The following is a 24,862-nucleotide window of genomic DNA, read 5'->3' on the forward strand; positions in this document are numbered from 1 at the left end:
GTGGCGGCCTATACCTTCTACACCAACCCGCGTTCGCGCGGGCTGATCGCCAGTTGGGCGCTGCACGAGGTCGGGGCTGACTTCGCAATGGTCCCGGTTGGTTGGAGGGAGAAGCCCCCCGCCCTGCTCGCCGCCAATCCGCTCGGCAAGGTCCCGACCCTGGTTCACCACGCGCCCGAAGGCGACCGCGTGGTGACCGAGGCGGCGGCGATCTGTTCCTACCTGGCCGAGGAGCACCCCGAGGCCGGCCTGCTCCCCAACCCGGCCGAGCGAGGCCATTATCACCGCTGGCTCTTCTTCGCCGCCGGGCCGCTGGAGCAGGCGCTGATGGCGAGAATGCTTGGCTGGGAACTGCCGGCGGAGCGCGAAGGCACTGCCGGGTTCGGCAGTTTCGACCGGACCGTCGCCGCGCTGGACGTCCATCTGTCGCAGCATGACTTTGCCTGCGGGACACGCTTCACCATGGCCGACGTCTACCTCACCAGCCAGTTCGACTGGGGCCTGAACCTGAAGCTGCTGCCCCGGCACGACGCCTTTCTGGCCTATGCCGAGCGGTGCCATGCCCGTCCGGCCTATCAGGCAGCCTTGGCAGCAGACCGCGAACTCTACCGCCAGACCAAGGCACAGGGCTGAACATCCGTCACTTGAACGCAAAGGCAAAGTGATCCACCGATTTAGTCTTGCGACATACCAACCGGTCGGTATGGCTAAAGCATGATTCCGAATCGCCCCTTCCGGCCTGCCCCGCAAACGGCGCGCGACAAGCTGCTGGAAGCAGGCGTGCGGGTGGTGCGCGAACAAGGCTTTGCCGCCACTTCGGTTGACGATCTGTGCCGTGCGGCAGGGGTCACGAAGGGCGCATTTTTCCACCACTTCGCCTCAAAGGAGGCGCTGGGTGTGGCGCTGGCGGCCTATTGGTCGACCAGTACGGGGGGCTTTTTCGCGGAGGCGCCCTATCACCATCACGCCCGCCCGATCGACCGCGTGCTTGGCTATATCGACTTGCGCCTGGCGCTTATCGCCGGGCCGCCGGAAAGCTTCAGCTGCGTGGCGGGCACCATGCTGCAGGAAAGCTTCCGCACCAGCGACGCGATCCGTGCGGCCTGCGAGGCGAGCATCATGGGCAACGCCATCGCGCTTGAGGGAGATATCGCAGCTGCCATGGCCGAAGCCGGCGTCACCGGCACGACTGCCGCCAGCCTCTCGCGCCATGTCCAGACCGTGATCCAGGGCGCCTTCATCCTGGCCAAGTCGCAAGCGCCCGATGCCGCGGCCGACCTGGCCCGAGAGGCAATTGGCCACCTGCGCCGCTATTTCGAACTGCTGTTTAATGTCGGGGGCGATGAAGAGGAGTAGATGCCATGAGCCGAATGATTTTCGTCAACCTGCCGGTGGCCGACCTGCCCCACGCCACGCGGTTCTACACCGCGCTGGGCTTTGCCAATAACCCGCAATTCACTGACGAGACCGCCGCCTGCATGGTCTGGTCGGATGCCATTTACGTCATGCTGCTGACCCATCCGAAGTGGCAGGGCTTCACCACGCGGCCGATCTGCCCGCAGGGGTCGAGCGAGGTCTCGCTCGCTCTGGCGCTCGATGATCGCGCCGAGGTCGACAAGCTGGTGGAACTGGGCGCGGCCCATGGCGGAACAGCAGACGTGAACCCGCCGGAAGATCATGGCTTTATGTACCAACGCACGATCCTCGATCCGGACGGCCATGTCTGGGAGCCGTTCTGGATGGACCCGGCCTTTGCCGGCGGCGAGGCCAAGACCGAGGAGGTGGGGCAATGACCTATGTCGACGGCTTCGTGATCGCCTGTCCGCGCGCCAATCGCGACAAGTTCATCGCCCATGCCCGGATGGGTGACGCGGTCTTTATCGAGATGGGCGCGCTGCGCGTGGTCGAATGCTGGGGCGACGATATTCAGCCCGGCCACACCACCGATTTCCGCATGGCGGTGAAAGCCGCGGACGATGAAGAGGTGCTGTTTTCCTGGATCGAGTGGCCTGACAAGGCCACCCGCGACTCCGCCATGGCCCGGATGACCGAGATGATGAACGATCCCTCGAAAGTCGATCCGCGCATGGATCCGGCGAAAAACCCCATGCCCTTCGATGGCAAGCGTCTGATCTTTGGCGGCTTCGCGCCGGTGGTGGAAATGCAGCAGGGAGATGGCACCAATGACTAAGCTTCAAGGCAGCTGGGTCTGGTACGAACTGATGACGCCGGACCCGGCCGGAGCGAAGGCATTCTACGATGCCGTAATCGGCTGGGCGATGCAGCCGGGCACGCCGGAAACCGGCGACTATGGCTTTATCGCCAATGCCGATGGCGGGATGACTGGCGGCCTGCTCAAACTCTCGCAGGACATGACCGACCACGGCGCGCGGCCCTGCTGGCTGGGCTATATCGGGGTCGACGATGTCGATGCCAGCGTCGCGGCGATTGAGGCGGCTGGCGGCAAAAGCCTGATGCCCGCGCGCGACGTGCCGATGGCGGGACGGATCGCCATGGTCGCCGATGCTGATGGCGTGCCGTTCTATATCATGACGCCGACGCCGCCGCCCGGCGGCGGTGAAAGCACCTGCTTTTCGGCCATGCCGCACCCGGGTCGCTGCGGCTGGAACGAGCTTCTGGCCGGAAGCTTCGACGGCGCGGTATCCTTCTACACGGGCCAGTTCGGCTGGACCCTGCCCGATGCGATGGACATGGGCCCGATGGGCAAATACCAGTTCATCGCGCATGACGGCACGACTGTTGGCGCGATCATGGCCAAGCCCGATGCCGTCCCTGCCCCGCTCTGGTGTCACTACTTCTGGGTCGAATCCATCGCTGCCGCCAAGGAGCGGGTCACCGCCAACGGCGGCCATATCGTCAATGGTCCGCATGAGGTGCCCGGCCCGCTGTGGATCATCCAGGGCGTTGACCCGCAAGGCGCACTGTTCTCGCTGGTCGGGAACCCTTGACCGAACGGCTCTGATCGCTATCGTTCTATTTTTGTTCTCACTGAGGGAAATCAGCCATGGCCGCCTATACCTTCTTCACCAACCCGATGAGCCGCGGCCAGATCGCCCGTTGGGCATTGCATGAGGCGGGCGTCGATTACGACCAGGTGCTGGTAAGCTGGGATAGCAAGCCCCCCGCGCTCCTCGCCGCCAACCCGATGGCGAAGGTGCCGACGCTGATCCACCACAGTGAGACGGGCAACAAGGTCATCACCGAATGCGCTGCGATCTGCGCCTACCTGGCCGAAGCGCAACCGGAGGCCGGACTTGGACCGTCGGCAGACGAGTCGGCGGATTATTTCCGCTGGCTGTTCTTCGCTGCAGGACCGGTCGAGCAAGCGATCATCACCCGCTCAATGGGCTGGGAACTGCCGGTTGAGCGCCAGGCGATGGCCGGCTGGGGCAGCTACGAACGCACCATTGCCGCGCTCGAAGGGCATTTCGAGGGGAACAATTACGTGTGCGGTGAGCGTTTCACCATGGCGGACGTCTATGTTGGCAGCCAGGTCGACTGGGGCCTGACCTTCGGCTCGATTCCGCCGAACGAGGCCTTTGTCGCCTATGCCGAGCGGCTTCAGGCCCGCCCGGCCTACAAGGAAGCCAAAGGCATCGACAACGCGCTGATTGAGGAGAGCCGCAAATGACCGATGTGACGATCTGCCTGTGGTACGATGGCACGGCAGAAGAGGCGGCGAACTTTTACGCCTCGGTCTTTCCGGACAGTTCGGTCAGCGCGGTTCACTACGCTCCGGCCGACTTCCCTTCGGGCAAAGCGGGCGATCCACTGACGGTCGAGTTCACCGTGCTCGGTGTGAAATGCCTGGGCCTCAATGGCGGGCCAATCTTCCCGCATACCGAGGCGTTCTCGTTCCAGGTTGCAACTGACAGCCAGGAAGAGACCGACCGCTACTGGAACGCCATTGTCGGCAATGGCGGGGCCGAAAGTGCCTGCGGCTGGTGCAAGGACAAGTGGGGCCTCAACTGGCAGATCACCCCGCGCGTGCTGACCGAGGGCATGGCCGATCCCGATCCGGCTGTGCGCAGCCGGGTGTTCGAAGCGATGATGACAATGCACAAGATCGACCATGCCGCGATCGAAGCGGCCCGCGCAGGTTGAGCCGGTGCTGGCGCTCTACGGCCACCCCTTCTCTTCCTACACGTGGAAGGCGCTGATCGCCTTCTACGCCAACACCACACCTTTCGAATTCCGGATGCTCGATCCGAATCACCCAGAGCATGGCGCGGTGGTCGCCGCGGCAGGTCCGCTCGGCCAGTTCCCGGTGCTGTTGGACGGCGAGACGACGGTCTTCGAGGCGAGCTGCATTATCGAATACCTGCACCTCCATCATCCCGGCCGGGCCCCGCTATTGCCGGGTGACTCTGCGGCGGCGCTCGATCTGCGCATGCTCGACCGGGTGTTCGATCTGGCGGTGATGAGCCCGATGCAGGAGATCGTCGCAGAGCACATCCGTTCCCCCGGCATGCCCGACCCGGCCATCGAGGGCCGCGCCCGCGATAAGCTGGACCGCGCCTACCGCTGGCTCAACGCCTGGCTGGCCAAGGCCCCGCGCACTGGCGATGCGATCACGTTGATAGAGTGCGCCGCCGCGCCCAGCCTGTTCTATGCCGATTGGGTTTACCCGATCCCGATGCAGTTCGATGCCCTGCGCCAGTGGCGCGCGCACCTGCTCAGTTTGCCGGCCGTTGCCCGCTGCGTCGATGAAGCGCGGCCCTATCGCCACTTTTTCCCGCTCGGCGCACCCAACCGCGATTAATCAGGACCTGCCCCATGAACGAATTGTCCGTCACCCGTCTGATCGCCGCCCCGCCCGCAAAGGTCTGGGACGCACTCGTCAACCGCACCAATGAATGGTGGTGTCCGGTGCCCTGGCGCGCCGAAGTTGACTGGGGTGAGCGCCGCGCTGGCGCTGCCACCCATACCGTCATGTACGGCCCGGATGGCGAAGTGCACCAGCATCCTGGCCTGATCCTCGCCTGGGACGAGGGCCGCCGGGTCGCCTCAACGGATTCGATTGTTGGCGACCTTGAGCCCAACACGCCTTTCATGATCGGCATATGGGAGATCGCGCCAGAAGGCGACGGCACCCGCTATACCGCCCGCGCCCGCCACTGGAGCGTCGAGGCAATGGAACAGCACCGCGAGATGGGTTTCGAGCAAGGTTGGAATGCCTGCACCGACCAGCTGCAGGCGCTCTGCGAGCGCTAGGTACCGCAACTCTTACGCGAAGGCCACGGCCTTTCGGAGCAGCTGGTAAGCCTCGACCACTTCCTGTAACCGCGCTTCGAAGCTGCGGTCGCCGCCATTGCGATCGGGGTGGTACTTGCGGACAAGCTGCGAATAGCGGCTGCGCAGGTCGCTGCGGCTCGCATCAAGCGCCAGGCCCAGCACATCGAGCGCGCGGCGCTCGTCCGGGGTTACCGCGCGGCCATCCTGCCGCTGGGCCGGTTTGCGCGCCCGCGCCCGGCCACTAATCGCTTCCAGCGGATCCTTGAAATCGGCCCAGCGCGGCGCCGAATCGATCCCGGCCGTGGGTGAGAAGGCGCGCGTCTCACGCTCCCAGCCGTGAATCGGGTTCTGCGCGCGCATGATCTCCTCAGGCGTCATCCCGGCGAACCAGTCATAGCCGGCGTTGAACGCGCGGACGTGATCAAGGCAGAACCAGCGATAGTCACCCGGCCCGTCAAATCCGGGGCGGCGTTCACCGGGTGCGCGGAATTCCCCGGCTTCCCGGCATCCGGGAGCCATGCAGCGGCGTTGGGCACCCTGAACCCGGCCATGAAAACGATCGTGCTTCACGGCTTCCACATGGCGATTGTTCGGCTAGAAGGGAAGCCATGACCAGCCCCATTGCGACCGAAATCCAGGCACTGCTCACCGCTGCTTTTGCGCCAAGCCACCTCGCCGTGCTCAACGACTCGGCCAAGCATCATGGCCATATGGGTGATGACGGCTCGGGCGAATCGCACTTTACGGTCGAGATCGAGAGCGCGGCCTTTGCCGGCGTTTCACGGCTGCAGCGCCAACGCATGGTCAATGCCGCGCTGGGCGACATCCCCGGCCAGCGGGTCCATGCACTGGCCATCAAAGCAAGGGCTCCCGGCGAATGACCATCCAGACCACGATCCAGCCGGTCACGCACGATCTTGGCGCCTTCCAGGTGCGCCGGGTGCTCCCCTCGCCCCGGCAGGTCATGGTCGGGCCGTTCGTTTTTGTTGACCAGTTCGGCCCTGCGATCCTTCCGCCCGGCACCGCGATGGACGTGCGCCCGCACCCGCATATCGGCATTGCCACGGTGACCTGGCTGTTCGAAGGCGCGATCGACCACCGCGACAGTCTGGGCACCTTCGCCACGATCCGCCCCGGCCAGGTCAACCTGATGACCGCGGGGCGCGGCATCGTCCATTCCGAACGCGGACTGCCGGCCGAGCGTGAGATCGCGAAGCCGATGTATGGAATGCAGACCTGGCTCGCCCTCCCCGATGGCAAGGAGGAGATCGACCCGGCCTTCGAAGCACAGACCGACTTGCCGCTGGTCGAAGATTCCTGCGTTTCCGCCCGGGTCATCATGGGCAGCCTGTGGGGCCACACGGCCCGCACCACCCAGCATTCGGACACCATCTATGCCGAGATCGTCCTCGCCCCCGGCGGTGCGATCCCGATCGACAGCGAAGCGGACGAGCGGGCCGTCATGTTGGTTGGCGGCGAGGCGAGCCTGGATGGCGCGGCGCTGGGACCTTACGAATTGGCCGTCCTCGCACCCGGCCAGCCGATGCGGTTGGCCAGCGAGCGCGGCGGGCGCGTCATGCTGCTGGGCGGTGCGGCGATTGGCAGCCCGCGGCATGTCTGGTGGAACTTCGTTTCCTCAAGCCGCGATCGGATCAACCAGGCCAAGGATGACTGGCGGCAAGGCCGCTTTGCCAAGGTGCCCGGGGACGAGGATGAATTCATCCCGATCCCGCAGGTGCCACTGACCAACAGCGACAACAGCTAAGACCGATAACAGGGAGAGTGCGATGAGCTTCAAGGGACAGACCGCCTGGATCACCGGCGCTTCATCGGGGATCGGCGCGGCGCTGGCCAAGGCGCTGGCGGAGCAAGGCGCGCGGCTGGTGCTGTCAGGCCGCAAGATCGATGCGCTGGAAGCCGTGGCGGCCGAATGTGGCAGCGATTGCCTGATCCTGCCGTTCGAGACGACCGACATCGCGGCGCTAGCTCCGGCGGTTGAACAGGCCTGGACCTGGTCAGGTGGAATCGACCTGCTGGTCAACAATGCCGGCATCTCGCAGCGCAGCCTGGCGGTGGAGACGGCCTATCCGGTCTATCAGCGGATCATCGATGTCGATCTCCTCGCGCCGATCGCGCTGACGCAGGAGATCCTGCCGAAGATGGCGGCGCGCAAGTCGGGCCGGCTCGCCTATATCTCGTCAATCGCGGGCAAGGTCGGCGTGCCGATGCGCACCGCCTATTGCGCGGCCAAGTTCGGCCTGGCTGGCTATGCCGATGCCTTGCGTGCGGAAACTTCGGTGCTGGGGCTCAAGGTGCATACGATCTACCCCGGATCGATCCGCACCGATGTCTCGCGCAATGCGCTCACCGCCGATGGATCGGCCCGCGGGGCTAGCGACTCTGTCATCGACAACGGGATCGATCCGCAGGTTGCGGCGAAGTGGATGCTGGACGCCATGCTGGCCGACCAGCGCGAGATCATCGTGGCCGAAGGCGGCGAGGCGAAAATGGGCGAGCTGCGCCGCACACCCGACGCCCTGTTCGATCAGGTCGCAGCGATGATGGCTTCTGGCTATGCCGAAAAGATGAAGTCAGAGGCAAAGCAGTGATGGAGCAGATCCGAGTCAAACTCGCCAACGCGATCGAACTCGATGTGGTTGATGTCGGCCCGCGCGACGGGCCGGTGCTGATCTTCCTTCATGGTTTTCCCGACAGCCACCGGACCTGGCGTCACCAGATCGCACACCTGTCTGGCCGCTATCGCTGCATCGCGCCGGACCAGCGCGGCTATCGCGGTTCGTCCAAGCCCGTGGGGGTGGAGAACTACACGCCCGACAAGCTGATCGGCGACGTATTCCAGCTGGCCGATGCGCTGGGCGTCGGGCCGTTCACCATCGTCGGGCATGACTGGGGCGGCGCGATTGCCTGGGGCGTGGCGATCATGGGGCAGCTCAATGGCCGGGTAACGCGCGCCGTCGTGATGAACGCGCCGCACCCCACGATCTTCCCCAAGCTGCTCTACACCAACCGTCAGCAGCGCCAGGCCAGCCAGTATTTCCGCGTGTTCCGCGATTCCGCCAGCGACGAGCTGGTCGAGCAGTTCGGCCTTGGCGGTGTGCTGCTCAAAGCCTTTGGCGAGGTGCCGGAAAACCCCAAAATGGACCCGGCCGAGCGCGCTGCGCTGATGGAGGACTATGCCAACCGCGAGGCCTCCATCGCCATGCTGAACTGGTACCGCGCCAGTCCGATGGAAGTGCTCGACATGGATGCGCCCTATGAGCTTCCAGCCGGATATCAGCCACCGGCCCTGCCCAAGCTGACCATCCCGACACTGGTGGTCTGGGCGATGGACGATATCGCCCTGCCCGCTGCGAACCTCGATGGGCTGGACGAAGTGATCGAGGACCTGACATTGGTCCAGGTGCCCGGCTGCGGGCACTTTGTGCAGTGGGAAGCCCCGGACGAAGTCAACGCCGCGCTCGATGGCTTCCTGGCGCGGACCGGCCATGGCTGAGGCGCGGCGCGGCGGGATCGGCGCCGCGATTGCCGCGGCCGAGGCGAAAAGCCGCCGCTCGTTGCTGCGCAATCACGGCGGCGGCCACGCGCCGGTCAGCTTCCTTGAGCTGTTCTTCGACCTGGTCTTCGTTTTCGCGATCACGCAGCTCTCGCACTTCCTCAAGGACCACCTGACTTGGCTGGGCTTTGCCCAGGCGCTGGTGCTGTTCCTGGCTGTATGGTGGGCCTGGATGTACACCACCTGGGCGACCAACTGGGCCGATCCCGAGCGGTTCGAGATCCGCATCATGCTGCTCGCGCTGATGGCATTGAGCCTGCTGATGGCGGTCGCACTGCCCTATGGCTTCAGCAAATATGCCTGGCTGTTCGCGGCCAGTTACGTCCTGCTGCAACTGGGGCGCACGGTGTTCATGTCCTTCGTGCTCTACCGCGAGCAGCAGGCCAATGCCCGCAACATGATGCGGATCGCCGTGTGGTTCTGCTATGCCGCGCCGTTCTGGCTGATCGGCGTGCTGCGGCCGGAGGACGAGCGGCTGGCCTGGTGGCTGCTGGCCGTGGTGATCGAGTATCTTGGCCCGATCACGCTATTCCCGGTGCCGGGCCTGGGCCGCTCCAAGGCCTCGGACTGGGACATTTCCGGCAGTCACATGGCCGAACGCTGCGGGCTGTTCATCATCATCGCGCTGGGCGAAGGGATCATCATTACCGGCGCTACATTTGCCGATGCGACGATGGAGAGCGGGCGGGTACTCGCCTTCTGCCTCGCCTTCCTTTCATCGGTTCTGATGTGGTGGCTCTACTTCGATCTCGGGCAAAAGCGCGGGTCGGACCATATCAGCGAGAACGCCGAGGTCGGCCGGGTGGCGCGCAATGCCTATACCTATCTGCATATGCCGATCGTGCTGGGCATCGTGATCTTGGCGGTTGCCGACGCCAAGCTGCTCGACAATTGGTACAAGCCCGCCGACGGCAAGCTGGCGCTAGTGATGTGCGGCGGAGGCGTGCTGTTCCTGGTGGGTCTGGGTCTGTTCAAGCGCAATTCCAACCCGCTCGGTAATTTCCCGCTATCGCATCTGGTCGGAACGCTGCTGTTCGTTGGACTGGGCATTGCAGCGTGGAAAGGCATGCTGACCACGCTGCAGGTTGGCGGCATGGGCGTGGCCGCCTTTGCCGTTGTCTCGGGCTGGGAATGGGTCTCTTACCACGGTGGGTGGAAGGAACGGATCGACGATACCGTCGCCTGGTTCAAGCTCGCCAGTCAATACTAGCGCCGTGCGGGTGCGCCCGCGCCAGCATCACCGGCTCACCCCCGCCCGGCCAATAGCGCACGACCAGTTCGTGGAGATGCAGCACGCGGTTTGCCTCCAGCGCAATCCACGCGAGTGGCCGCTCGGGCGTGGCCATGGCCCCCGCCGCTTCCATTGCCTGGGTCACCCGCGCCTGCTGGTCTTCCGGCACGTATTGCCAGACGATCGAGTGCATCAGCACTCGAGTGGTCCCGGCCACCTGCGGTTTCGCCAGTTCGGCCTCGATAAAGTCCGCAGCGTTCATTTGCACCAGGTCAGGCGGTGATTTGCCGGCCTCGGCAATGGCAGCAGCCATCCGCTCGAACCGCACGGTGTGCTCAGGCCAGATATAGGCCTTGAGCCGGAGCGCCTGATCCGGGTCGGTCAGATCAACTGGCGCGACATCGCAGCCCTTGGTGGAGACTATTTCGATCTGCTGGGCTGGCGGCGGATTGCCCTGCCATTCGGGCTTGAAGCCCATGGCCCCAGGCTCCGGCCCGACTTGCACCCCGGCAAGGTCATAGCGATAGCGGTCGATCATCAGGTTGATCCCCGCGCTTGAGCCGATCTCCAGGCACTGGAAACGGGGCGGCAGTCCCTTGCTAGCCAGCCACAACATAGCGGCGATGAAGTTGCTGGAGCGCCCCGCCTCGTTGGTCTGCGGCGGGCCGTCTAGCCAGGGCAGCAGCTCCGCTTCATGTGCAAGGATCGCTGCGGCCACTATCGCCGCATCGTCAACCCCGGCGCGATCCTCGTAGATCGCCGCCAGGGCTGGCTCCGCCCCCTTCAGGTGCAGGGCATGGATGCCGCCTGCCAGCCGAAGCGGCAAGGCATCGGCCAAGGGCGCACCTGGCCAGTTGCGCAGCGCATCGAACAGCTGCCCCGGTTCGCCGCGCTCCAGCAGGTCGCGCAGCGCCGCCACCACGCGCGCCGTTACGGTCGCACCGGCCTGGGTGCAATATGCCACCTGGTTGTCGAAGGCCGCGACGACAATGCCTTCGCCCTTCGCGTTGATATCGATGAACTGATAACCCTGGACCATAGGCGCTCCTTGCCCTTTGGCGCTGCCCCGCCTAAACGCGCGGCGCTATGTCGAACCCGCTGACCTTCGCCGTGCCCAAGGGCCGCATTCTCGACGAGGCGCTGCCGCTGATGGCCCGCGCCGGTGTGGTGCCAGAGGCAGGGTTCCACGACAAGGGCAACCGCGCCCTCTCTTTCGCCTGCGAAGGCTCAGACATGCGGGTGATCCGCGTACGCGCCTTCGATGTCGCGACCTTCGTTGCCCACGGTGCCGCACAGGTTGGGATCGTCGGCTCGGATGTGGTGGAAGAGTTCGCCTATCCCGACCTTTACGCGCCGGTTGACCTGGCGATCGGCCATTGCCGGCTGTCGGTGGCCGAACCCGAAGGCCAGGCTGGCGCGCCGCTTTCAAGCCACCTGCGCGTCGCCAGCAAGTACCCAAACCTGACTCGCCGCCACTTCGAGCGGATGGGGGTTCAGGCCGAAGTCGTGAAACTCAACGGCGCGATGGAACTGGCGCCGGGCCTGGGGCTGGCCAGCCGCATCGTCGATCTGGTTTCGACCGGACGCACGCTCAAGGACAACGGCCTGGTTGAGACCAGCACGATCCTAGACGTTTCGGCCCGGCTGATCGTCAACCGCGCCGCGCTCAAGACCGACGCCCGGGTGGGCGCGCTGGTCGAGGCGTTCCGTGCGCTGGCCGCACCGGCGGAGGCCGCCTGATGCTGCGCCTCAACACCCGCGACCCCGGCTTTGACGCTGCCTTCCGCAAGCTGGTTTCCGACCGCCGCGAGAGCGACGAGAATGTCAGCCGCGATGTCCAGATCATCCTCGACGATGTCCGCGCCCGCGGCGATGCGGCGCTGGCCGAGCTGACCCGCAAGTTCGACCAGCACGAGCTGGCCAGCGATGCCGATTGGCAGGTCGATGCCGCCACCTGCCGCGAAGCCTTCGACAACCTCACACCGGACCTGCGCGCCGCGCTGGAACTTGCCGCCAAGCGCATCCGCGCCTTCCATGAAGGGCAGAAGCCGGCCGATCGCGACGAAACCGACAAGCATGGCGTGCGCATGGGCGCGCGCTGGGGGGCGGTCGATGCCGCCGGGCTCTATGTGCCGGGCGGCCGCGCGGCCTATCCTTCTTCGCTGCTGATGAACGCGATTCCGGCCAAGGTTGCCGGGGTCGAGCGGCTGGTCGTCGTCACTCCCAGCCCCAAGGGCCAGGTCAACCCGCTGGTCCTGGCCGCCGCGCACCTGGCCGGCGTCGATGAAGTCTGGCGGATCGGCGGCGCCCAAGCGGTCGGCGCGCTGGCCTATGGCACGGAACGGATCAAGCCGGTCGATGTGATCGTTGGCCCCGGCAACGCCTGGGTCGCCGAAGCCAAGCGCCAGCTTTACGGTGTGGTCGGGATCGACATGGTCGCCGGACCGAGCGAGATCCTGCTGATCGCCGATGGCCAGAACTCGCCGGAATGGACCGCCGCCGACCTGCTGAGCCAGGCCGAACATGACCCCTCGGCCCAGTCGATCCTGATTACCGATGATCCGGTCTTCGCCGATACGGTGGCGGACCGGATTGGCGTCGAATTGGCCATGCTGCCAACCGCCCGCGTCGCCAGCGAGAGCTGGAACACCCACGGCACGATTATCGAAGTGGCCGACCTGATGGCCGAGGCCCCGGCACTCGCCAATGCGCTCGCCGCCGAACACGTCCAGATCGCCACCGACGATCCACAGGCGCTGTTCGAACGAATCCGCCACGCCGGCTCGGTCTTTCTTGGCCGGATGACGCCTGAAGCCGTTGGTGATTATGTTGCCGGGCCCAACCACGTACTGCCCACCGGACGCCGCGCGCGGTTTTCATCCGGGCTGTCGGTGCTTGATTTCATGAAGCGCACCAGCTTCATCCAGCTTGATGCCAAGGCGCTGAAGGCCGTTGGCCCGGCTGCAGTGGAGCTGGCCAATGCCGAGGGGCTGACCGCCCATGCGCGCTCGATCGAAGTGAGACTGGGAATATGAGCAAGTCAAAAGCCCGCCCAGCCGCCCGCCTTGCGGCGGTGCAGGCGCTGTACCAGCACGCCATGGAAGGCACGCCGCTGGCCTCGCTGCTCGACGAGTTCCATCGCCACCGCCTTGGCGCCGAGATCGAAGGGGACCAGTACGCCGAGGCCGAAGTCGCCTTTTTCGACGCGATCGTACAGGGCGTGATCGCCCGCTACGAGGAGATTGACGCTCTGCTAGAGGCGCGCCTTGCCGAAGGCTGGAAACTGGAGCGGCTTGACAAGACCATGCTCCAGATTCTGCGCGCCGGCGCCTGGGAACTGCTCGCTCGCGCTGACGTGGCGACCGGCACGGCCATCAGCGAATATGTCGACGTCGCCCACGCCTTCTTCGAGGCGCGCGAGGCGAAGTTCGTCAACGGCGTGCTTGATGCCGTGGCGAAGGACGTGCGCGGCTGACACCCTCCCTTCCCTCTCGATGGGGGAAGGATACCGCAGCTTGGCGACTTGTCGCCTAGCGCAGGTTGGATGGGGGTGATCTCTCGGCTAGAGAGGCATCCGATGAAGAAGCATCCGCCTGGCATCTCGACCGTTCGCGCACGCGAACTTCGGCAGAATGCCTCGTCGGCAGAGCTGCGCATGTGGCGCTTGCTGCGCGAAGGGTTTCCCGAAGGCCGATGGCGGAGGCAGGTTCCCATTCGCCACTACATCGCCGACTTCGCGAGCCATCGGCTTCGGCTGGTGATCGAACTGGATGGCGGACAGCATTCCGAAGCTGGCGATGCAGTCCGTACTGCGGCGATCGAGCACGAGGGTTATCGCGTTGCCCGCTTCTGGAACAACGAAGTGCTGGAGAATTCCGAAGGGTGCCTGGCTCGGCTACTTGATCTTGTCGGGCAAACGCACCCCCATCCAACTACGACTAGGCGTTCCGCCAAGTCTCCGTATCCTTCCCCCATCGAGGGGGAAGAAGCTCGATGAGCCGCGAGGCGGCCTTTATTGCCGCGCTGCGTGGAATAGCCACGCATCCCGCCGCGCGCGGTCTGGCAGATGATTGTGCGGTGCTAGAGATCGGCGGCGAAACGCTGATCCTGACCCATGACGCCATGGCCGAGGGGGTGCATTTCCTGCCCGGACAGGACGCAGCCGATGTCGCGTGGAAGCTGGTTGCCTCCAATCTCTCCGATCTGGCCGCCAAGGGGGCCGAACCGCTTGGCGTGCTGCTGGGCTATCAGTTCGGTCCGGACGATGCCCGGTTCCTGGCGGGCCTGGAGGAGGTGCTGGTGCACTTTGGCGTGCCGCTGCTCGGCGGTGACACCATCAGTGCGACCGGGCCGCAGGTGCTGGGTCTCACCGCACTAGGCCGCGCCACCCATCGCCCGGTCCCGGCGCGGAGCGGCGCGCGGCCCGGCGATGCAATCTGGATCACCGGCCCTGTGGGCGCTGCGATGCTGGGGTTTGAGGCCCTGCGTGATGCCACCGCTGCGGACAGCGCTGCTTTCCGCCGTCCGCTCGCCCGGCTGGCTGACGGACGGGCGCTAGCTCCGCTCGTCTCGGCGATGATGGACGTCTCGGACGGACTTCTCCTCGATGCCAGCCGTATGGCCCGCGCCTCGGGCGTGAGCTTCGCTATCGACAGCATGGCCGTGCCGATCGCCGCGCCAGAAGCCCGCCGGGCCGAGGCGCTGCGCTGGGGTGAGGATTACCAGTTACTGTTCACGCTGCCCGAGGGGGCAGAACCGCCGATCACGGCCTTCCAGATCGGCACGGCATCTGCCTCAGCCGAAGCCCCGGTCGTGCTGGATGGCCTGCCCCTGACCGAGGCCAAGGGCCTTGGCTACGAGCACTCTTAAAGCGGTGAAACGTCCACCCCGCGCGCCTTCAGGATCGGCTTGAGCGCGTAATAGGCTTCCTTGGTCCGGTGGTTGGGGATGCCGGGATAGAGGTGGTGGACGATGTGGTACTGCATCCCCATCGACAGGATGTGGCCGACCCGGCTCTTGAACACATTGGTGTTCTCATAACGGCCCATCTTGCCTTCGCGCGGGTGGTGCGGCGCCCAGGACAGGAAGAAACGAATATAGCTGAGGCCGATGTGACGCGGCAGCCACCAGATCAGCGCCGCCTCGATTGCATAGCCATTCCAGGCCATGGTGAAGAGCGTGCCCATGAAGACCAACTGAAGGATCATCGTTTCGACCAACGCGCGGCGCGCTTCAGGCGTGCCCATTTCGGCCAGGATTCGCTTGTAGTGGTGGATCGAGCCGTCGACGCCGGGTTGGCGGTTGTACCAGGTCTTGTACCAGGCCAGCCACATGTTGGGGGCCTCGTCGGTATAGTCCGGATCCTTGTCGGGATGGTTGGTATGGTAGTGATGCTCGAGGTGCATCAGCCGCGCCATCGAGAAGGGGAAAACGATCGGAATGGTCGAAACCGCGCCAACTGCTTCATTCAGCCAGCGATACTTGGTGCCCGGCCGGCCGATGTTCGAATGCATCGCCTCGTGGCTCGTCACATAGCCGCCGACGCAGAAGATGCAGGACAGGACGAAAGCGAGCGGCAGATTGAGCACGCCCATGATCGCCAGCGGGAAGAACGAGAGCCAGATCGCGAAACAGCCAAAGGCCGCGACCGCATAGGGCCACATCGCGCCGCCATGGAACCGCCGCGCAATCTCAATTTCTTCCTTGCGCAGATCGCGCCGGGTGTACCGATCCATCCCGTCGCGCCCAAGCGGGAGCGCAGCGCGATCATCAGCCGGCGCAACCGTAGCCGGATTGGGCAGGAGAAGATCTTGTTCGCTCACAGCCAGCGCCCCCGGATATTTGCAACCAGGCCCCAGGTCCCGCCGATGATCAGGCCAAAGGCAATCCGGCTGATCCCGAACGGCGCGGGCAGATCCCACAGCACCATCAGTTGCGCGATCAGCGGAGCGATAAAGCCGATGCCGAAGAAGAACGGCATCCAGGCGAGCACTTGTTTGAGGACCGTGGCCATGGCGTTAACTTCCCACAAACCATCCAAGTGCGCAAGATTCCTTGGATTCAACCTTCTGCCCCATCCGGAAACGCCCCTAGCGGAAGTGGCGGGGAAAAGGCTGCGCGAAATCGTTGCATGGCCGGAAAACGTGCTTTAGCGTCCCGGCCCAGCCCCGCATTCGCGGGGTTCCTATTAGATAATAAGGGGGAGCGATCTCGTGGATCTCGTCACGCTCGCAATAATCCTGGGACTGGTGGCCGTATTGTACGGTTTCATCACCAGCCGCCAAGTACTCGGCGCAGATGCCGGTAATGCAAAAATGCAGGAAATCGCCGCAGCCATCCAGGAGGGCGCGCAAGCCTACCTGAAGCGGCAATACACCACCATTGCTATCGTCGGCGTCATCGTCGCTGTCATTGTCGCCGTCGCGCTGGGGCCGATCTCGGCTGCGGGCTTCCTGATCGGCGCGATCCTGTCAGGCGTCGCCGGCTTCATCGGGATGAACATTTCGGTCCGTTCGAACGTCCGCACCGCCGCTGCGGCCCAGACCGGGCTGCAGGCCGGTCTGACCCTGGCCTTCCGCGCCGGGGCGATCACCGGCATGCTGGTGGCCGGCCTGGCGCTGCTCGCCATCGCGGTGTTCTATTACTACCTGACCACTGTGGCCGGCTTTACCGTGGGCGGCGATGACCGCACCGTGGTCGATGGCCTGGTTGCCCTCGCCTTCGGTGCCTCGCTGATCTCGATCTTCGCGCGCCTCGGCGGCGGGATCTTCACCAAGGCCGCCGACGTCGGCGCTGACCTTGTCGGCAAGGTCGAAGCAGGTATCCCCGAAGACGATCCGCGCAACCCGGCCGTGATCGCCGATAACGTGGGCGACAACGTGGGTGACTGCGCCGGCATGGCTGCCGACCTGTTCGAAACCTATGTCGTCACCGTTGGCGCCACCATGGTGCTGACCGCGCTGCTGCTGAAGGGCCTGGGCGATATGCTGGCCCCGATGATGGCCTTGCCGCTGCTGATCGGCGGCGTCTGCATCGTCACCTCGATCATCGGCACCTATTTCGTCCGCCTGGGTGGCGGCACGAACATCATGGGCGCCATGTACAAGGGCTTCCTGGTCACCGCCGTGCTCTCGATCGGCGCGATCTGGTGGGCGATTTCCTATGCGCTGGGCGACATGGAAACCGCGATGAGCTACACCATCCTCGACACCACGGTGAGCTTCACCGGCCGCGTGCTGTTTTACTGCTCGCTGCTGGGTCTGGTCATCACCGGGCTGATCATCTGGATCACCGAGTACTACACCGGCACGAACTATCGTCCGGTGCGCTCGATCGCCAAGTCGTCTGAAACCGGCCACGGCACCAACGTGATCCAGGGCCTGGCGATCAGCCTTGAATCGACCGCGCTGCCCACGATCGTGATCTGCGCCGGCATCATCATCGCCTACCAGCTCGCTGGCCTGATCGGGATTGCCTATGCGGCTACTGCGATGCTGGCGCTCGCGGGCATGGTCGTTGCGCTCGATGCCTATGGTCCGGTCACCGACAATGCCGGCGGCATTGCCGAAATGGCCGGCCTCGACGATTCGGTCCGTGAAAAGACCGACGCGCTCGACGCGGTGGGCAACACCACCAAGGCCGTGACCAAGGGCTATGCGATCGGTTCGGCGGGCCTCGCGGCACTCGTGCTGTTCGCCGCCTACACGACTGACCTTCGCGAGTTCTTCCCTGATCTGGTCGTCAGCTTCAGCCTGGAGAACCCTTACGTGATCGTCGGCCTGCTGCTCGGCGCGCTGCTCCCTTACCTGTTCGGTGCGATGGGCATGACCGCCGTGGGCCGCGCCGCCGGCGACGTGGTGAAGGACGTGCGTGACCAGTTCGCCAACGACAAGGGCATCATGGCCGGCACTTCGAAGCCGAACTATGCCCGCACCGTTGACCTGGTGACCAAGGCCGCGATCAAGGAAATGATCGTTCCGTCGCTGCTGCCGGTCCTCGTCCCGATCGTCGTCTACTTCGTGATCACGGCGGTCGCCGGTCAGGCCAATGGCTTTGCGGCGCTGGGTGCGCTGCTGCTGGGCGTGATCGTTGGCGGCCTGTTCGTCGCGATCTCGATGACCTCGGGCGGCGGCGCGTGGGACAACGCCAAGAAGTACATTGAAGACGGCCACCACGGCGGCAAGGGCTCTGAAGCCCACAAGGCTGCGGTGACCGGGGACACGGTTGGCGATCCTTACAAGGATACCGCCGGTCCGGCCGTCAACCCGATGATCAAGATCACCAACATCGTCGCGCTGCTGCTGCTCGCGGCGCTGGCGGCGGGGCACTGAGGCGGCGCAAGCCACCACACACCCCACAGGTGAAGGAGACCCCGTCCGGCGCAATCCGGGCGGGGTTTTCTTTTGGAATTAGGCCCATTGGCCCATTGCGCGCGACGCCGGTTTCGTTAGGTTTCGCTCCATCGGGGACGCGTGGGTCGCGCCCTGAACCGGAGGTTTTGGAAGTGCTTGCAAAGAACATCCTGCTCGGCGGCGCGCTGGCTGCCGTGCTCAGTCTGTCGTTCGTCGCCCCAGCTGCCGCGCAAACCACGCCGGGAACGCCGGTTGCGACCAAGGTCTCGCTCAGTGTGCTGACCGAGCTCCCTGCCCTGTCACAGGTGCGGATGTCCCCTGACGGGACCAAGGCGATGGTCACGCTCGGCGGTGGCAATGACTTCGTCTATGCGCTGCTCGACCTGATCAATGGCGGAAAGCCCAAGGTCATTGCTTCAGCCGAAACCTATAAGGAAGCCGGCCAAAAGGCGATCGCGGGCTATCGCTGGGTCGGCAACCGCTACATCCTGATGACGCTCAACTCGCGCGAGGCGATCGCCGGGCAGCGGGTCGATCTGTCGCGGCTGGTCTCGTATGACACTGAAACCGGGACGAGCACGCCAGTCGCCTGGCGCGATTCCACCGGCGGCGCGGCCGACGTGCTTTATGTCGACGAGAAAAACCTGCGCATCCTGCTGGCGCGCGGCGTCGATACCGGCAACACCGAGATGATGTTCCGCGACCGCGTCGAGTGGGTCGATATCGTCAGCGGCAAGCCGATCGAAATCGTCCAGCAGCCCAACCCAGTGGTTGGCGGCTGGGCGGCAGACAGCAACGGTGTAGTTCGCTTGGGCTTTGGTGGTGATCGCGATACCGGCGAGGAGCGGTACCTCTATCGCTCCAAAGCGGGCGAGCCGATTCAGACCGTGCAGCGGGTCATTGACAAGGATTTTGCCGGCGGCGGCCTTCGCCCGGCGATGTTCTTGCAGGAACCTGACATGGCCGTGGTGACCAGCAATCATGAAGGTTTCAACGCCGTATACAAAGCCAATATGCGCACGATGCAGATCGTGTCGAAGATGTTCTCTGCCCCAGCCGGCTATGATGTCGATGGGGTGATCACCGATATCAACGGCAGCAGGCTGCTGGGCTATAACTTCACCACCGATCGCCCGCGCCAGTACTTCGTCGATCCGCAGCTCAAGCAAATCAAGGCGTTCCTTGACGAAAGCTTTGGCAAGGACAACGCTTTGATCGTCTCGCGCGGGGAGAAAAACCAGAAGCTGATCGTGGCGCTGTCGCAGCCGCGTCAGCAGCCGTCCTATTACACCTACGACACGATCACCGGGCAGATGCAGCTGATTGGCTATGCCAGCCTGACGATCAAGGACGGGCTGATGAACCCGGTTGAAGCAATCCGCTACAAGGCCAGCGACGGCCTGGAAATCGAAGCGATCGTCACCCGGCCCCGGCTCCGCGCCGGCCAGGGCAAGCTGCCGGTGGTCGTCCTGACCCACGGCGGACCCTATGGCGTGCGCGACAATGCGGACTACGATCAGTGGGCCCAGTCAATTGCCGAACAGGGCTATGTGGTTGTCCAGCCAAACTATCGCGGCTCGGGCGGCTATGGCCGGGAATTCGTCAAGGCGGGCCGCAAGGATGGCTTCGGGACCCGTATGCAGGATGATCTCAACGACGTGGTCGATCACCTCGCCGCCAAGGGTGAAGTCGATCCGGCTCGTGCCTGCATGATGGGCTGGTCTTATGGCGGCTATGCCTCGGCCCGCGCGGCCCAGCGCGATCCGCAGCGCTGGCGCTGCACCATCGCCGGTGCCGGGGTCTATGACCTGCCAATGATGCGCTCTTATGACCAGGGTTACCTTGGCTCGTTCGGTGCCAACTACCTCGCCAAGGGGGCAAACTCGCTGCAGGAGGTTTCGCCGGCACTCCAGACCAAAACCAACTGGTCACCGATCCTGGTGGTCCACGGGGTACGCGATCCGCGCGTCCCGATCGCCCAGGGCCGCACCCTGGTCTCGCGCCTGCGCTCTGCAGGCAAGGTCGAAGGCGTTGATTTTGCCTATATCGAGCAGCCCAAGAACGGTCACTACGGCATCTTCTTCACCAAGGAAGAACGGCTTGAATGGCTGGGCGGCACGGCGGCCTGGTTGAACAAGTTCAACCCGGCCTACGTACCGACCGATGCCGACTATGCCAAGAAGCCCGACCCCGATCCGGACGTCGTGCGGATGGCGGCCCGGCTGTTTGGTGGCGGCGGGGGGACGGCCGGCGGCGGGAAATAACCCGCGTTAGCCAATCCTTGGGGTTTCAAAGCTAAACCACCGGTTGCGGGCCCAATTCGGCCACGGCAACCGGGGGTTTTCTTTGGCAAGCAGCGCATCGCTGGTCCTGCCTGATGAAGTGCGGCAAACTGCCGACCCTGTTGCCGCGCCTGCTCTTCAGGTAACCGTAACCGACTGGCGCGGCGCCGACCGGCCGGAGTTTCGCGCCGCCTGGAATGCCCTTGCTGGGATCGCGGCCGAACCCAATCCGTTCTTCGAACCCTGGTATCTGCTGCCGGCGCTGCGCGCTCACGATCCGGCGGGCGAAGTGCGATTGTTTTGCCTGCATCACGATGGCGCGCTGGTCGGATTGATCCCCCTTGCCCGGCTGCCGCGCTATTATGGCAAGCTCATTCCGCACTGGGCCGCCTGGATGCACGGCAACTGTTTCCTCGGCGCGCCGCTGGTCGCCACGGGCCGTGAAACCCTGTTCTGGCAGGCCTTGCTGGCCTGGGCTGATAGCCACGCCAGCTCTGGCCTGTTCCTGCACTTGCCGCACCTGCCGCTGGATGGCCCCAATCACCGTGCGCTGACCGCACTGTGTGCCCAGCAGCACCGCCCCGCCGGTCTGGTCCACCGCGAGGAGCGCGCGATGCTCGCCTCCGAGCTCGCTCCGGAGCCTTATCTTGCGGCGGCGCTGACCGGCAAGAAGCGCAAGGAACTGCGCCGCCAGTTTGCCCGCCTGTCCGAACTGGGCGCGGTTACGATCAGCCAGAGTCGCGACAGTGCCGGGCTGGAGAAATGGATCGAGGACTTCCTCGCCCTCGAGCATTCCGGCTGGAAGGGCAGCGCCGGTTCGGCGCTCGCCTCACACCACACCACGGCGCAGCTCTTTCGCGAGGCGCTGCCCGGCGCCGCCGCCCAGGGGCGGCTGGAGCGGCTCACCCTGGCGCTGGACGGGGAGCCGCTGGCGATGCTGGCCAGCTTTATCAGCCCGCCCGGCGCATTCTCCTATAAGACCGCCTTTGACGAGCGCTTCGCCCGCTTTTCCCCTGGCGTGCTGCTGCAACGCGCCAACCTTGCCATGCTGGACGATCCGCAAGTCTTCTGGACCGACAGCTGCGCTGCCGCCGACCACCCGATGATCGATCACATCTGGCGCGAACGGCGCGTGATCGGACGAATATCACTCGGCATTGGCGGTGGGCTCCGCCGCCGCGCCTTCTCCGCCTTGCTCCGACTTGAGCTGGGCCGCCACCCCGCAGGACTGAGCCGATGACCGTCTTTACCCTCGCTGAGCGCGAGCGTTTTGCCGCGCACTATCCGGAAGTGCCACACAAGCTGGCCCATGCGCTTGGCCGCCATCCGCTACTGGAGCTCGATGCCCTCGCCCGCCTCGCCGAAGCGCTCCCGGCAGAATCGATCGAGTACAACCAGGCCGACCTGCCGATCGGCATTGATGGCAAGCCAGACCCGACGGGCATTCCGATCGGCGAGACTATCCGCCAAATCGAGCAGACCGGTTCGTGGGCTGCATTGAAGAACATCGAGCAGTTGCCGGCCTATGCCGCGCTGCTGGCCGACCTGCTGGCCGAAATCCAACCGCAGATCGAAGCCAAGACCGGCCGAATGCTGAAGACCCAGGGCTTCATCTTCATCACCAGCCCCAATGGCGTGACACCCTATCACTTCGATCCCGAGCACAACATCCTGCTGCAGATCCGTGGCGCCAAGGTGATGACCCAGTTCCTGGCGGGCGATGCCACCTATGCCCCGGACGAGGTGCATGAGGCCTATCACACCGGCGGCGGGCGCGAGCTGAAGTGGCGCGATGAGTTGCTGGTGGGCGGAACTGAGTTCCCGCTCAAGCCTGGTGAGGCGCTGTTCGTACCGGTGATGGCGCCGCACTTCGTCCGCAATGGGCCAGAGCCTTCGGTCTCGCTTTCAATCACCTGGCGATCGGAATGGTCCTTTGCCGAGGCAGACGCGCGGGCCTTCAACTCCCTGCTGCGGCGGATTGGTCTCAGGCCCCGCCAGCCTGGCCGCTGGCCGCACCGCAACGCGGCCAAGTCGCTTGGCTGGCGGGTGATGCGGCGGCTGTCGTTGCGGAGTTAACTGCCCGGCTAAAACCGGATTGACGCGCGAGAGTGCCACCCGCAAAGGGCATGGCATGGATATGCCCGAAATCTCCCCCGAACGCCTGGTTTCCGGCCTGGTGCGCCTGTTGACTGTCGAACCCGATGGCGAGGATCACTTCCACGGCCGCCGCAAGAAGGGCGGTATCGGCCGGGTATTTGGCGGCGAGGTGATTGCCCAGGCGCTCAACGCCGCCCAGGCCACGGTCGAGGAAGGCCGCGCGGCCCACTCGCTCCACGCCTACTTCCTGCGCGGGGCAAGCGAGGAGCACCCGAGCGAATACCAGGTCGCGCGCGATTTCGATGGCGGCTCGTTCTCCAACCGCCGCGTCGTCGCCAGCCAGCAGGGCCGGCCGATCCTGAACCTCACCGCCTCGTTCCAGAAGCACGAGGAGGGCCTGTCGCACCGCGATGCCGAGATGCCGGACGTTCCGCCGCCGGATGAGCTGGAGCCCGAGGTCGATGTGCGCCGCCGCTTTGCCGAACAGGCCCGGCCCGAGGCGCGGCATCACTTCCTGGCCCCGCATCCCCTCGAAATGCGCGCGGTCGAGGGGCGACACTGGATGAACCCGCAACCCGCCCCGCCGCGATCGCATTCCTGGTTTAAAACCGTCGCTCCGCTGCCCGACGACCCGGCGATCCACCGCGCGGTCCTGGCCTATGCCAGCGACATGACACTGCTTGGCACCTGCGCCCTGCCCCACGGCCTGTCCTGGGCGCGCGGCGAAGTGGTCAGCGCCAGTCTCGATCACGCCGTTTGGTTCCATGACGATTTTCGCGCCGACGAATGGCTGCTCTACGCCACCGAAAGCCCCTGGTCCGACCGCGGCCGCGGTTTCAACCGCGGGCGGATCTTCACGCAGGATGGCCGCTTGGTCGCCAGCGTCGCCCAAGAAGGCATGATCCGCCGAGCGACCCCGAAGAGCTAGAGGAACCAGGCATGAGCGGAAGCACCGAAATCACGATCGGCGGAACCTGCACCGATCGGTTCGCAGCTGTTCGCGCGGCCTTCGAACGGAACTTCGCGCTGAACAATGAAATCGGCGCGTCTTTTGCGGTAACCCTTAACGGCGAACTGGTCGTTGACCTGCACGGCGGCTGGGCAGACGCAGCGCGAACCCGTCCGTGGGGCCCTGATACACTGGTCAATGTCTGGTCCACGACCAAGGGCGTACAGGCCACCTGCTTTGCGATGGCGGCCGATCGCGGTCTGTTCTCTTATGATCAGCCCGTCGCCGCGTTCTGGCCCGAGTTTGCCGCTGCGGGCAAGGATCGGGTGACTGTCGGACAATTGCTGTCACACCAGGCGGGAATCTGTGGCTTTACGGCGGCAGCAACCGAGGCCGACCTGCTGTCCGGAAATACAGCCGCGCAGCGCCTGGCGCAGCAGGTTCCGATCTGGGAACCAGCGAGTGCCAGCGGCTATCACGCCTTGTCGATCGGCATCCTCGGCACCGAACTCTTCCGGCGGATTGAGGGTCGGTCGATCCGGCAATTCGTGGCCGAGGAGATTGCCGGCCCGCTTGGCCTGGACTTTGCGATCGGCCTCGATTCCAGCCAGAATAGCCGCTGCGCCGAACTGGTCCCGCCACCGGCCTTGCCTGTCGATCCCACCACATTCAACGCGGCCCAGTTAGCAGCCATGGGCAACCCGCCGCTGCGGGCGGATATCGCCATGACAAAGACATGGCGCGATGCCGACCTACCCTCCGCCAATGGGCATGGCACGGCGCGGGCGCTGGCATCAATCTACGCGGCGCTCATTGCGCCCGAAGGCGGTCTGGTTTCACCGCAGGGGCTTGCGGCAGCCACCTCGCGGCAAATCCGCCATGCCGATCTGGTACTGGGAATGGAATGCGACTGGGCGGCCGGCTTTCTACTCAATTCCAGCGGGCTGTTCGGCCCGATCGCGACGGCCTTCGGGCACTCTGGCTGGGGTGGTTCGTTTGCCTGCGCCGATCCCGAGAACAGGCTGACCATCGCCTATACGATGAACCGCATGGACGCGAACCTGCGCGACGATGCGCGCGCAAACGCGCTTGTCGCCGCAGTCTACAGCGCGATCTGACCTG

Annotated in this window: 29 protein-coding genes; 25 read left to right on the plus strand and 4 right to left on the minus strand. The window is 64.9% G+C overall.

Translation table 11 applies throughout. The features are described 5' to 3' along the window. From FRF71_RS14900 to FRF71_RS14940, 9 genes are all read left to right on the plus strand, one after another. Entirely contained in the window at positions 1-633 is a 633-nt protein-coding gene (locus tag FRF71_RS14900; protein WP_147091398.1) for a glutathione S-transferase family protein, read from the plus strand. Between the two features lie 81 nt (positions 634-714). Next, positions 715-1,356 (plus strand): TetR/AcrR family transcriptional regulator, encoded by a 642-nt coding sequence (locus FRF71_RS14905; protein ID WP_147091399.1) that lies wholly within the window; start codon positions 715-717, stop codon positions 1,354-1,356. Between the two features lie 5 nt (positions 1,357-1,361). Further along, positions 1,362-1,793 carry a VOC family protein gene (locus FRF71_RS14910; RefSeq protein ID WP_147091400.1) on the plus strand — a complete coding sequence of 144 codons (432 nt, stop codon included), beginning with the start codon at positions 1,362-1,364 and terminating at the stop codon, positions 1,791-1,793. Further along, the gene (locus FRF71_RS14915; RefSeq protein WP_147091401.1) at positions 1,790-2,191 is read left to right on the plus strand and encodes a DUF1428 domain-containing protein; all 402 of its coding nucleotides are present in this window, start codon (positions 1,790-1,792) and stop codon (positions 2,189-2,191) included. The genes FRF71_RS14910 and FRF71_RS14915 overlap by 4 nt, the downstream gene beginning before the upstream one ends. Beyond that, positions 2,184-2,969 (plus strand): VOC family protein, encoded by a 786-nt coding sequence (locus tag FRF71_RS14920; RefSeq protein WP_147091402.1) that lies wholly within the window; start codon positions 2,184-2,186, stop codon positions 2,967-2,969. Before FRF71_RS14915 ends, FRF71_RS14920 begins: the two co-directional genes overlap by 8 nt. A gap of 56 nt (positions 2,970-3,025) precedes the next feature. Next, positions 3,026-3,652: a glutathione S-transferase family protein gene (locus FRF71_RS14925; RefSeq protein WP_147091403.1), complete on the plus strand. Its 627-nt coding sequence runs from the start codon at positions 3,026-3,028 to the stop codon at positions 3,650-3,652. Beyond that, entirely contained in the window at positions 3,649-4,125 is a 477-nt protein-coding gene (locus FRF71_RS14930) for a VOC family protein (protein ID WP_147091404.1), read from the plus strand. The genes FRF71_RS14925 and FRF71_RS14930 overlap by 4 nt, the downstream gene beginning before the upstream one ends. Next, complete coding sequence (locus FRF71_RS14935) at positions 4,094-4,783, plus strand: glutathione S-transferase family protein (RefSeq protein ID WP_147091405.1); 690 nt, start codon at positions 4,094-4,096, stop codon at positions 4,781-4,783. Before FRF71_RS14930 ends, FRF71_RS14935 begins: the two co-directional genes overlap by 32 nt. A gap of 14 nt (positions 4,784-4,797) precedes the next feature. Further along, positions 4,798-5,235 carry an SRPBCC domain-containing protein gene (locus tag FRF71_RS14940; RefSeq protein WP_147091406.1) on the plus strand — a complete coding sequence of 146 codons (438 nt, stop codon included), beginning with the start codon at positions 4,798-4,800 and terminating at the stop codon, positions 5,233-5,235. Between the two features lie 12 nt (positions 5,236-5,247). Here the strand turns inward: FRF71_RS14940 and FRF71_RS14945 are convergent, their stop codons facing one another. Then, complete coding sequence (locus FRF71_RS14945) at positions 5,248-5,775, minus strand: J domain-containing protein (protein ID WP_147091407.1); 528 nt, start codon at positions 5,773-5,775, stop codon at positions 5,248-5,250. A gap of 89 nt (positions 5,776-5,864) precedes the next feature. On the opposite strand from FRF71_RS14945, the gene FRF71_RS14950 reads away from it, so the two are divergent. Genes FRF71_RS14950 through FRF71_RS14970 form a run of 5 tightly spaced genes read left to right on the plus strand, consistent with a single transcriptional unit; the run spans position 5,865 to position 10,040 of the window. Beyond that, a complete protein-coding gene (locus FRF71_RS14950; protein ID WP_147091408.1) occupies positions 5,865-6,137 on the plus strand; it encodes a BolA family protein in 273 nt (90 codons plus the stop codon). After that, positions 6,134-7,021 (plus strand): pirin family protein, encoded by an 888-nt coding sequence (locus tag FRF71_RS14955; protein WP_147091409.1) that lies wholly within the window; start codon positions 6,134-6,136, stop codon positions 7,019-7,021. The genes FRF71_RS14950 and FRF71_RS14955 overlap by 4 nt, the downstream gene beginning before the upstream one ends. A 22-nt stretch (positions 7,022-7,043) precedes the next feature. Continuing rightward, entirely contained in the window at positions 7,044-7,865 is an 822-nt protein-coding gene (locus FRF71_RS14960; protein ID WP_147091410.1) for an SDR family NAD(P)-dependent oxidoreductase, read from the plus strand. Further along, the gene (locus tag FRF71_RS14965; RefSeq protein ID WP_147091411.1) at positions 7,865-8,770 is read left to right on the plus strand and encodes an alpha/beta fold hydrolase; all 906 of its coding nucleotides are present in this window, start codon (positions 7,865-7,867) and stop codon (positions 8,768-8,770) included. Before FRF71_RS14960 ends, FRF71_RS14965 begins: the two co-directional genes overlap by 1 nt. Next, positions 8,739-10,040, plus strand: a complete 1,302-nt coding sequence (locus tag FRF71_RS14970; RefSeq protein ID WP_238339285.1) for a low temperature requirement protein A — start codon at positions 8,739-8,741, stop codon at positions 10,038-10,040. The genes FRF71_RS14965 and FRF71_RS14970 overlap by 32 nt, the downstream gene beginning before the upstream one ends. Here the strand turns inward: FRF71_RS14970 and FRF71_RS14975 are convergent. Next, positions 10,018-11,100, minus strand: a complete 1,083-nt coding sequence (locus tag FRF71_RS14975) for a DUF2332 domain-containing protein (RefSeq protein WP_147091412.1) — start codon at positions 11,098-11,100, stop codon at positions 10,018-10,020. The two genes, FRF71_RS14970 and FRF71_RS14975, sit on opposite strands and share 23 nt — an antisense overlap. A 47-nt stretch (positions 11,101-11,147) precedes the next feature. Here FRF71_RS14975 and hisG point away from each other — a divergent pair, with 47 nt between their 5' ends. From hisG to thiL, 5 genes are all read left to right on the plus strand, one after another. Beyond that, positions 11,148-11,801 (plus strand): ATP phosphoribosyltransferase, encoded by a 654-nt coding sequence (hisG, locus tag FRF71_RS14980; protein WP_147091413.1) that lies wholly within the window; start codon positions 11,148-11,150, stop codon positions 11,799-11,801. Then, positions 11,801-13,096: a histidinol dehydrogenase gene (hisD, locus tag FRF71_RS14985; protein ID WP_147091414.1), complete on the plus strand. Its 1,296-nt coding sequence runs from the start codon at positions 11,801-11,803 to the stop codon at positions 13,094-13,096. The genes hisG and hisD overlap by 1 nt, the downstream gene beginning before the upstream one ends. Then, positions 13,093-13,536 carry a transcription antitermination factor NusB gene (nusB, locus tag FRF71_RS14990; protein WP_147091415.1) on the plus strand — a complete coding sequence of 148 codons (444 nt, stop codon included), beginning with the start codon at positions 13,093-13,095 and terminating at the stop codon, positions 13,534-13,536. Before hisD ends, nusB begins: the two co-directional genes overlap by 4 nt. A gap of 102 nt (positions 13,537-13,638) precedes the next feature. Continuing rightward, on the plus strand, positions 13,639-14,058 hold the full coding sequence (locus FRF71_RS14995; protein ID WP_238339287.1) for an endonuclease domain-containing protein: 420 nt from the start codon (positions 13,639-13,641) through the stop codon (positions 14,056-14,058). After that, entirely contained in the window at positions 14,055-14,930 is an 876-nt protein-coding gene (gene thiL, locus FRF71_RS15000) for a thiamine-phosphate kinase (protein ID WP_147091417.1), read from the plus strand. The genes FRF71_RS14995 and thiL overlap by 4 nt, the downstream gene beginning before the upstream one ends. On the opposite strand, the gene FRF71_RS15005 is transcribed toward thiL, so the two are convergent. After that, the gene (locus FRF71_RS15005; protein ID WP_238339289.1) at positions 14,927-15,883 is read right to left on the minus strand and encodes a fatty acid desaturase; all 957 of its coding nucleotides are present in this window, start codon (positions 15,881-15,883) and stop codon (positions 14,927-14,929) included. The two genes, thiL and FRF71_RS15005, sit on opposite strands and share 4 nt — an antisense overlap. After that, positions 15,880-16,074, minus strand: coding sequence for a hypothetical protein (locus FRF71_RS15010; protein WP_147091418.1), 195 nt, complete (start codon positions 16,072-16,074; stop codon positions 15,880-15,882). Before FRF71_RS15010 ends, FRF71_RS15005 begins: the two co-directional genes overlap by 4 nt. Positions 16,075-16,273: 199 nt before the next feature. On the opposite strand from FRF71_RS15010, the gene FRF71_RS15015 reads away from it, so the two are divergent. The 6 genes from FRF71_RS15015 to FRF71_RS15040 all read left to right on the plus strand — a co-directional run bounded on the left by FRF71_RS15015 (position 16,274) and on the right by FRF71_RS15040 (position 24,858). Continuing rightward, a complete protein-coding gene (locus FRF71_RS15015) occupies positions 16,274-18,391 on the plus strand; it encodes a sodium-translocating pyrophosphatase (RefSeq protein WP_147091419.1) in 2,118 nt (705 codons plus the stop codon). A 173-nt stretch (positions 18,392-18,564) separates the two neighbouring features. Beyond that, positions 18,565-20,676: an alpha/beta hydrolase family protein gene (locus tag FRF71_RS15020; protein WP_147091420.1), complete on the plus strand. Its 2,112-nt coding sequence runs from the start codon at positions 18,565-18,567 to the stop codon at positions 20,674-20,676. 82 nt (positions 20,677-20,758) lie between these two features. Further along, entirely contained in the window at positions 20,759-21,934 is a 1,176-nt protein-coding gene (locus tag FRF71_RS15025; protein ID WP_238339291.1) for a GNAT family N-acetyltransferase, read from the plus strand. Continuing rightward, positions 21,931-22,770: a cupin domain-containing protein gene (locus FRF71_RS15030; protein WP_147091421.1), complete on the plus strand. Its 840-nt coding sequence runs from the start codon at positions 21,931-21,933 to the stop codon at positions 22,768-22,770. The genes FRF71_RS15025 and FRF71_RS15030 overlap by 4 nt, the downstream gene beginning before the upstream one ends. Before the next feature lie 55 nt (positions 22,771-22,825). Next, entirely contained in the window at positions 22,826-23,719 is an 894-nt protein-coding gene (locus tag FRF71_RS15035) for an acyl-CoA thioesterase (protein ID WP_420359386.1), read from the plus strand. Positions 23,720-23,730: 11 nt separating this feature from the next. Next, positions 23,731-24,858, plus strand: a complete 1,128-nt coding sequence (locus tag FRF71_RS15040) for a serine hydrolase domain-containing protein (RefSeq protein ID WP_147091422.1) — start codon at positions 23,731-23,733, stop codon at positions 24,856-24,858. The last annotated feature ends 4 nt before the right edge of the window (positions 24,859-24,862 follow it).

This window comes from Novosphingobium ginsenosidimutans, assembly GCF_007954425.1.
In the GTDB taxonomy this organism is placed as follows: Bacteria; Pseudomonadota; Alphaproteobacteria; order Sphingomonadales; family Sphingomonadaceae; genus Novosphingobium; species Novosphingobium ginsenosidimutans.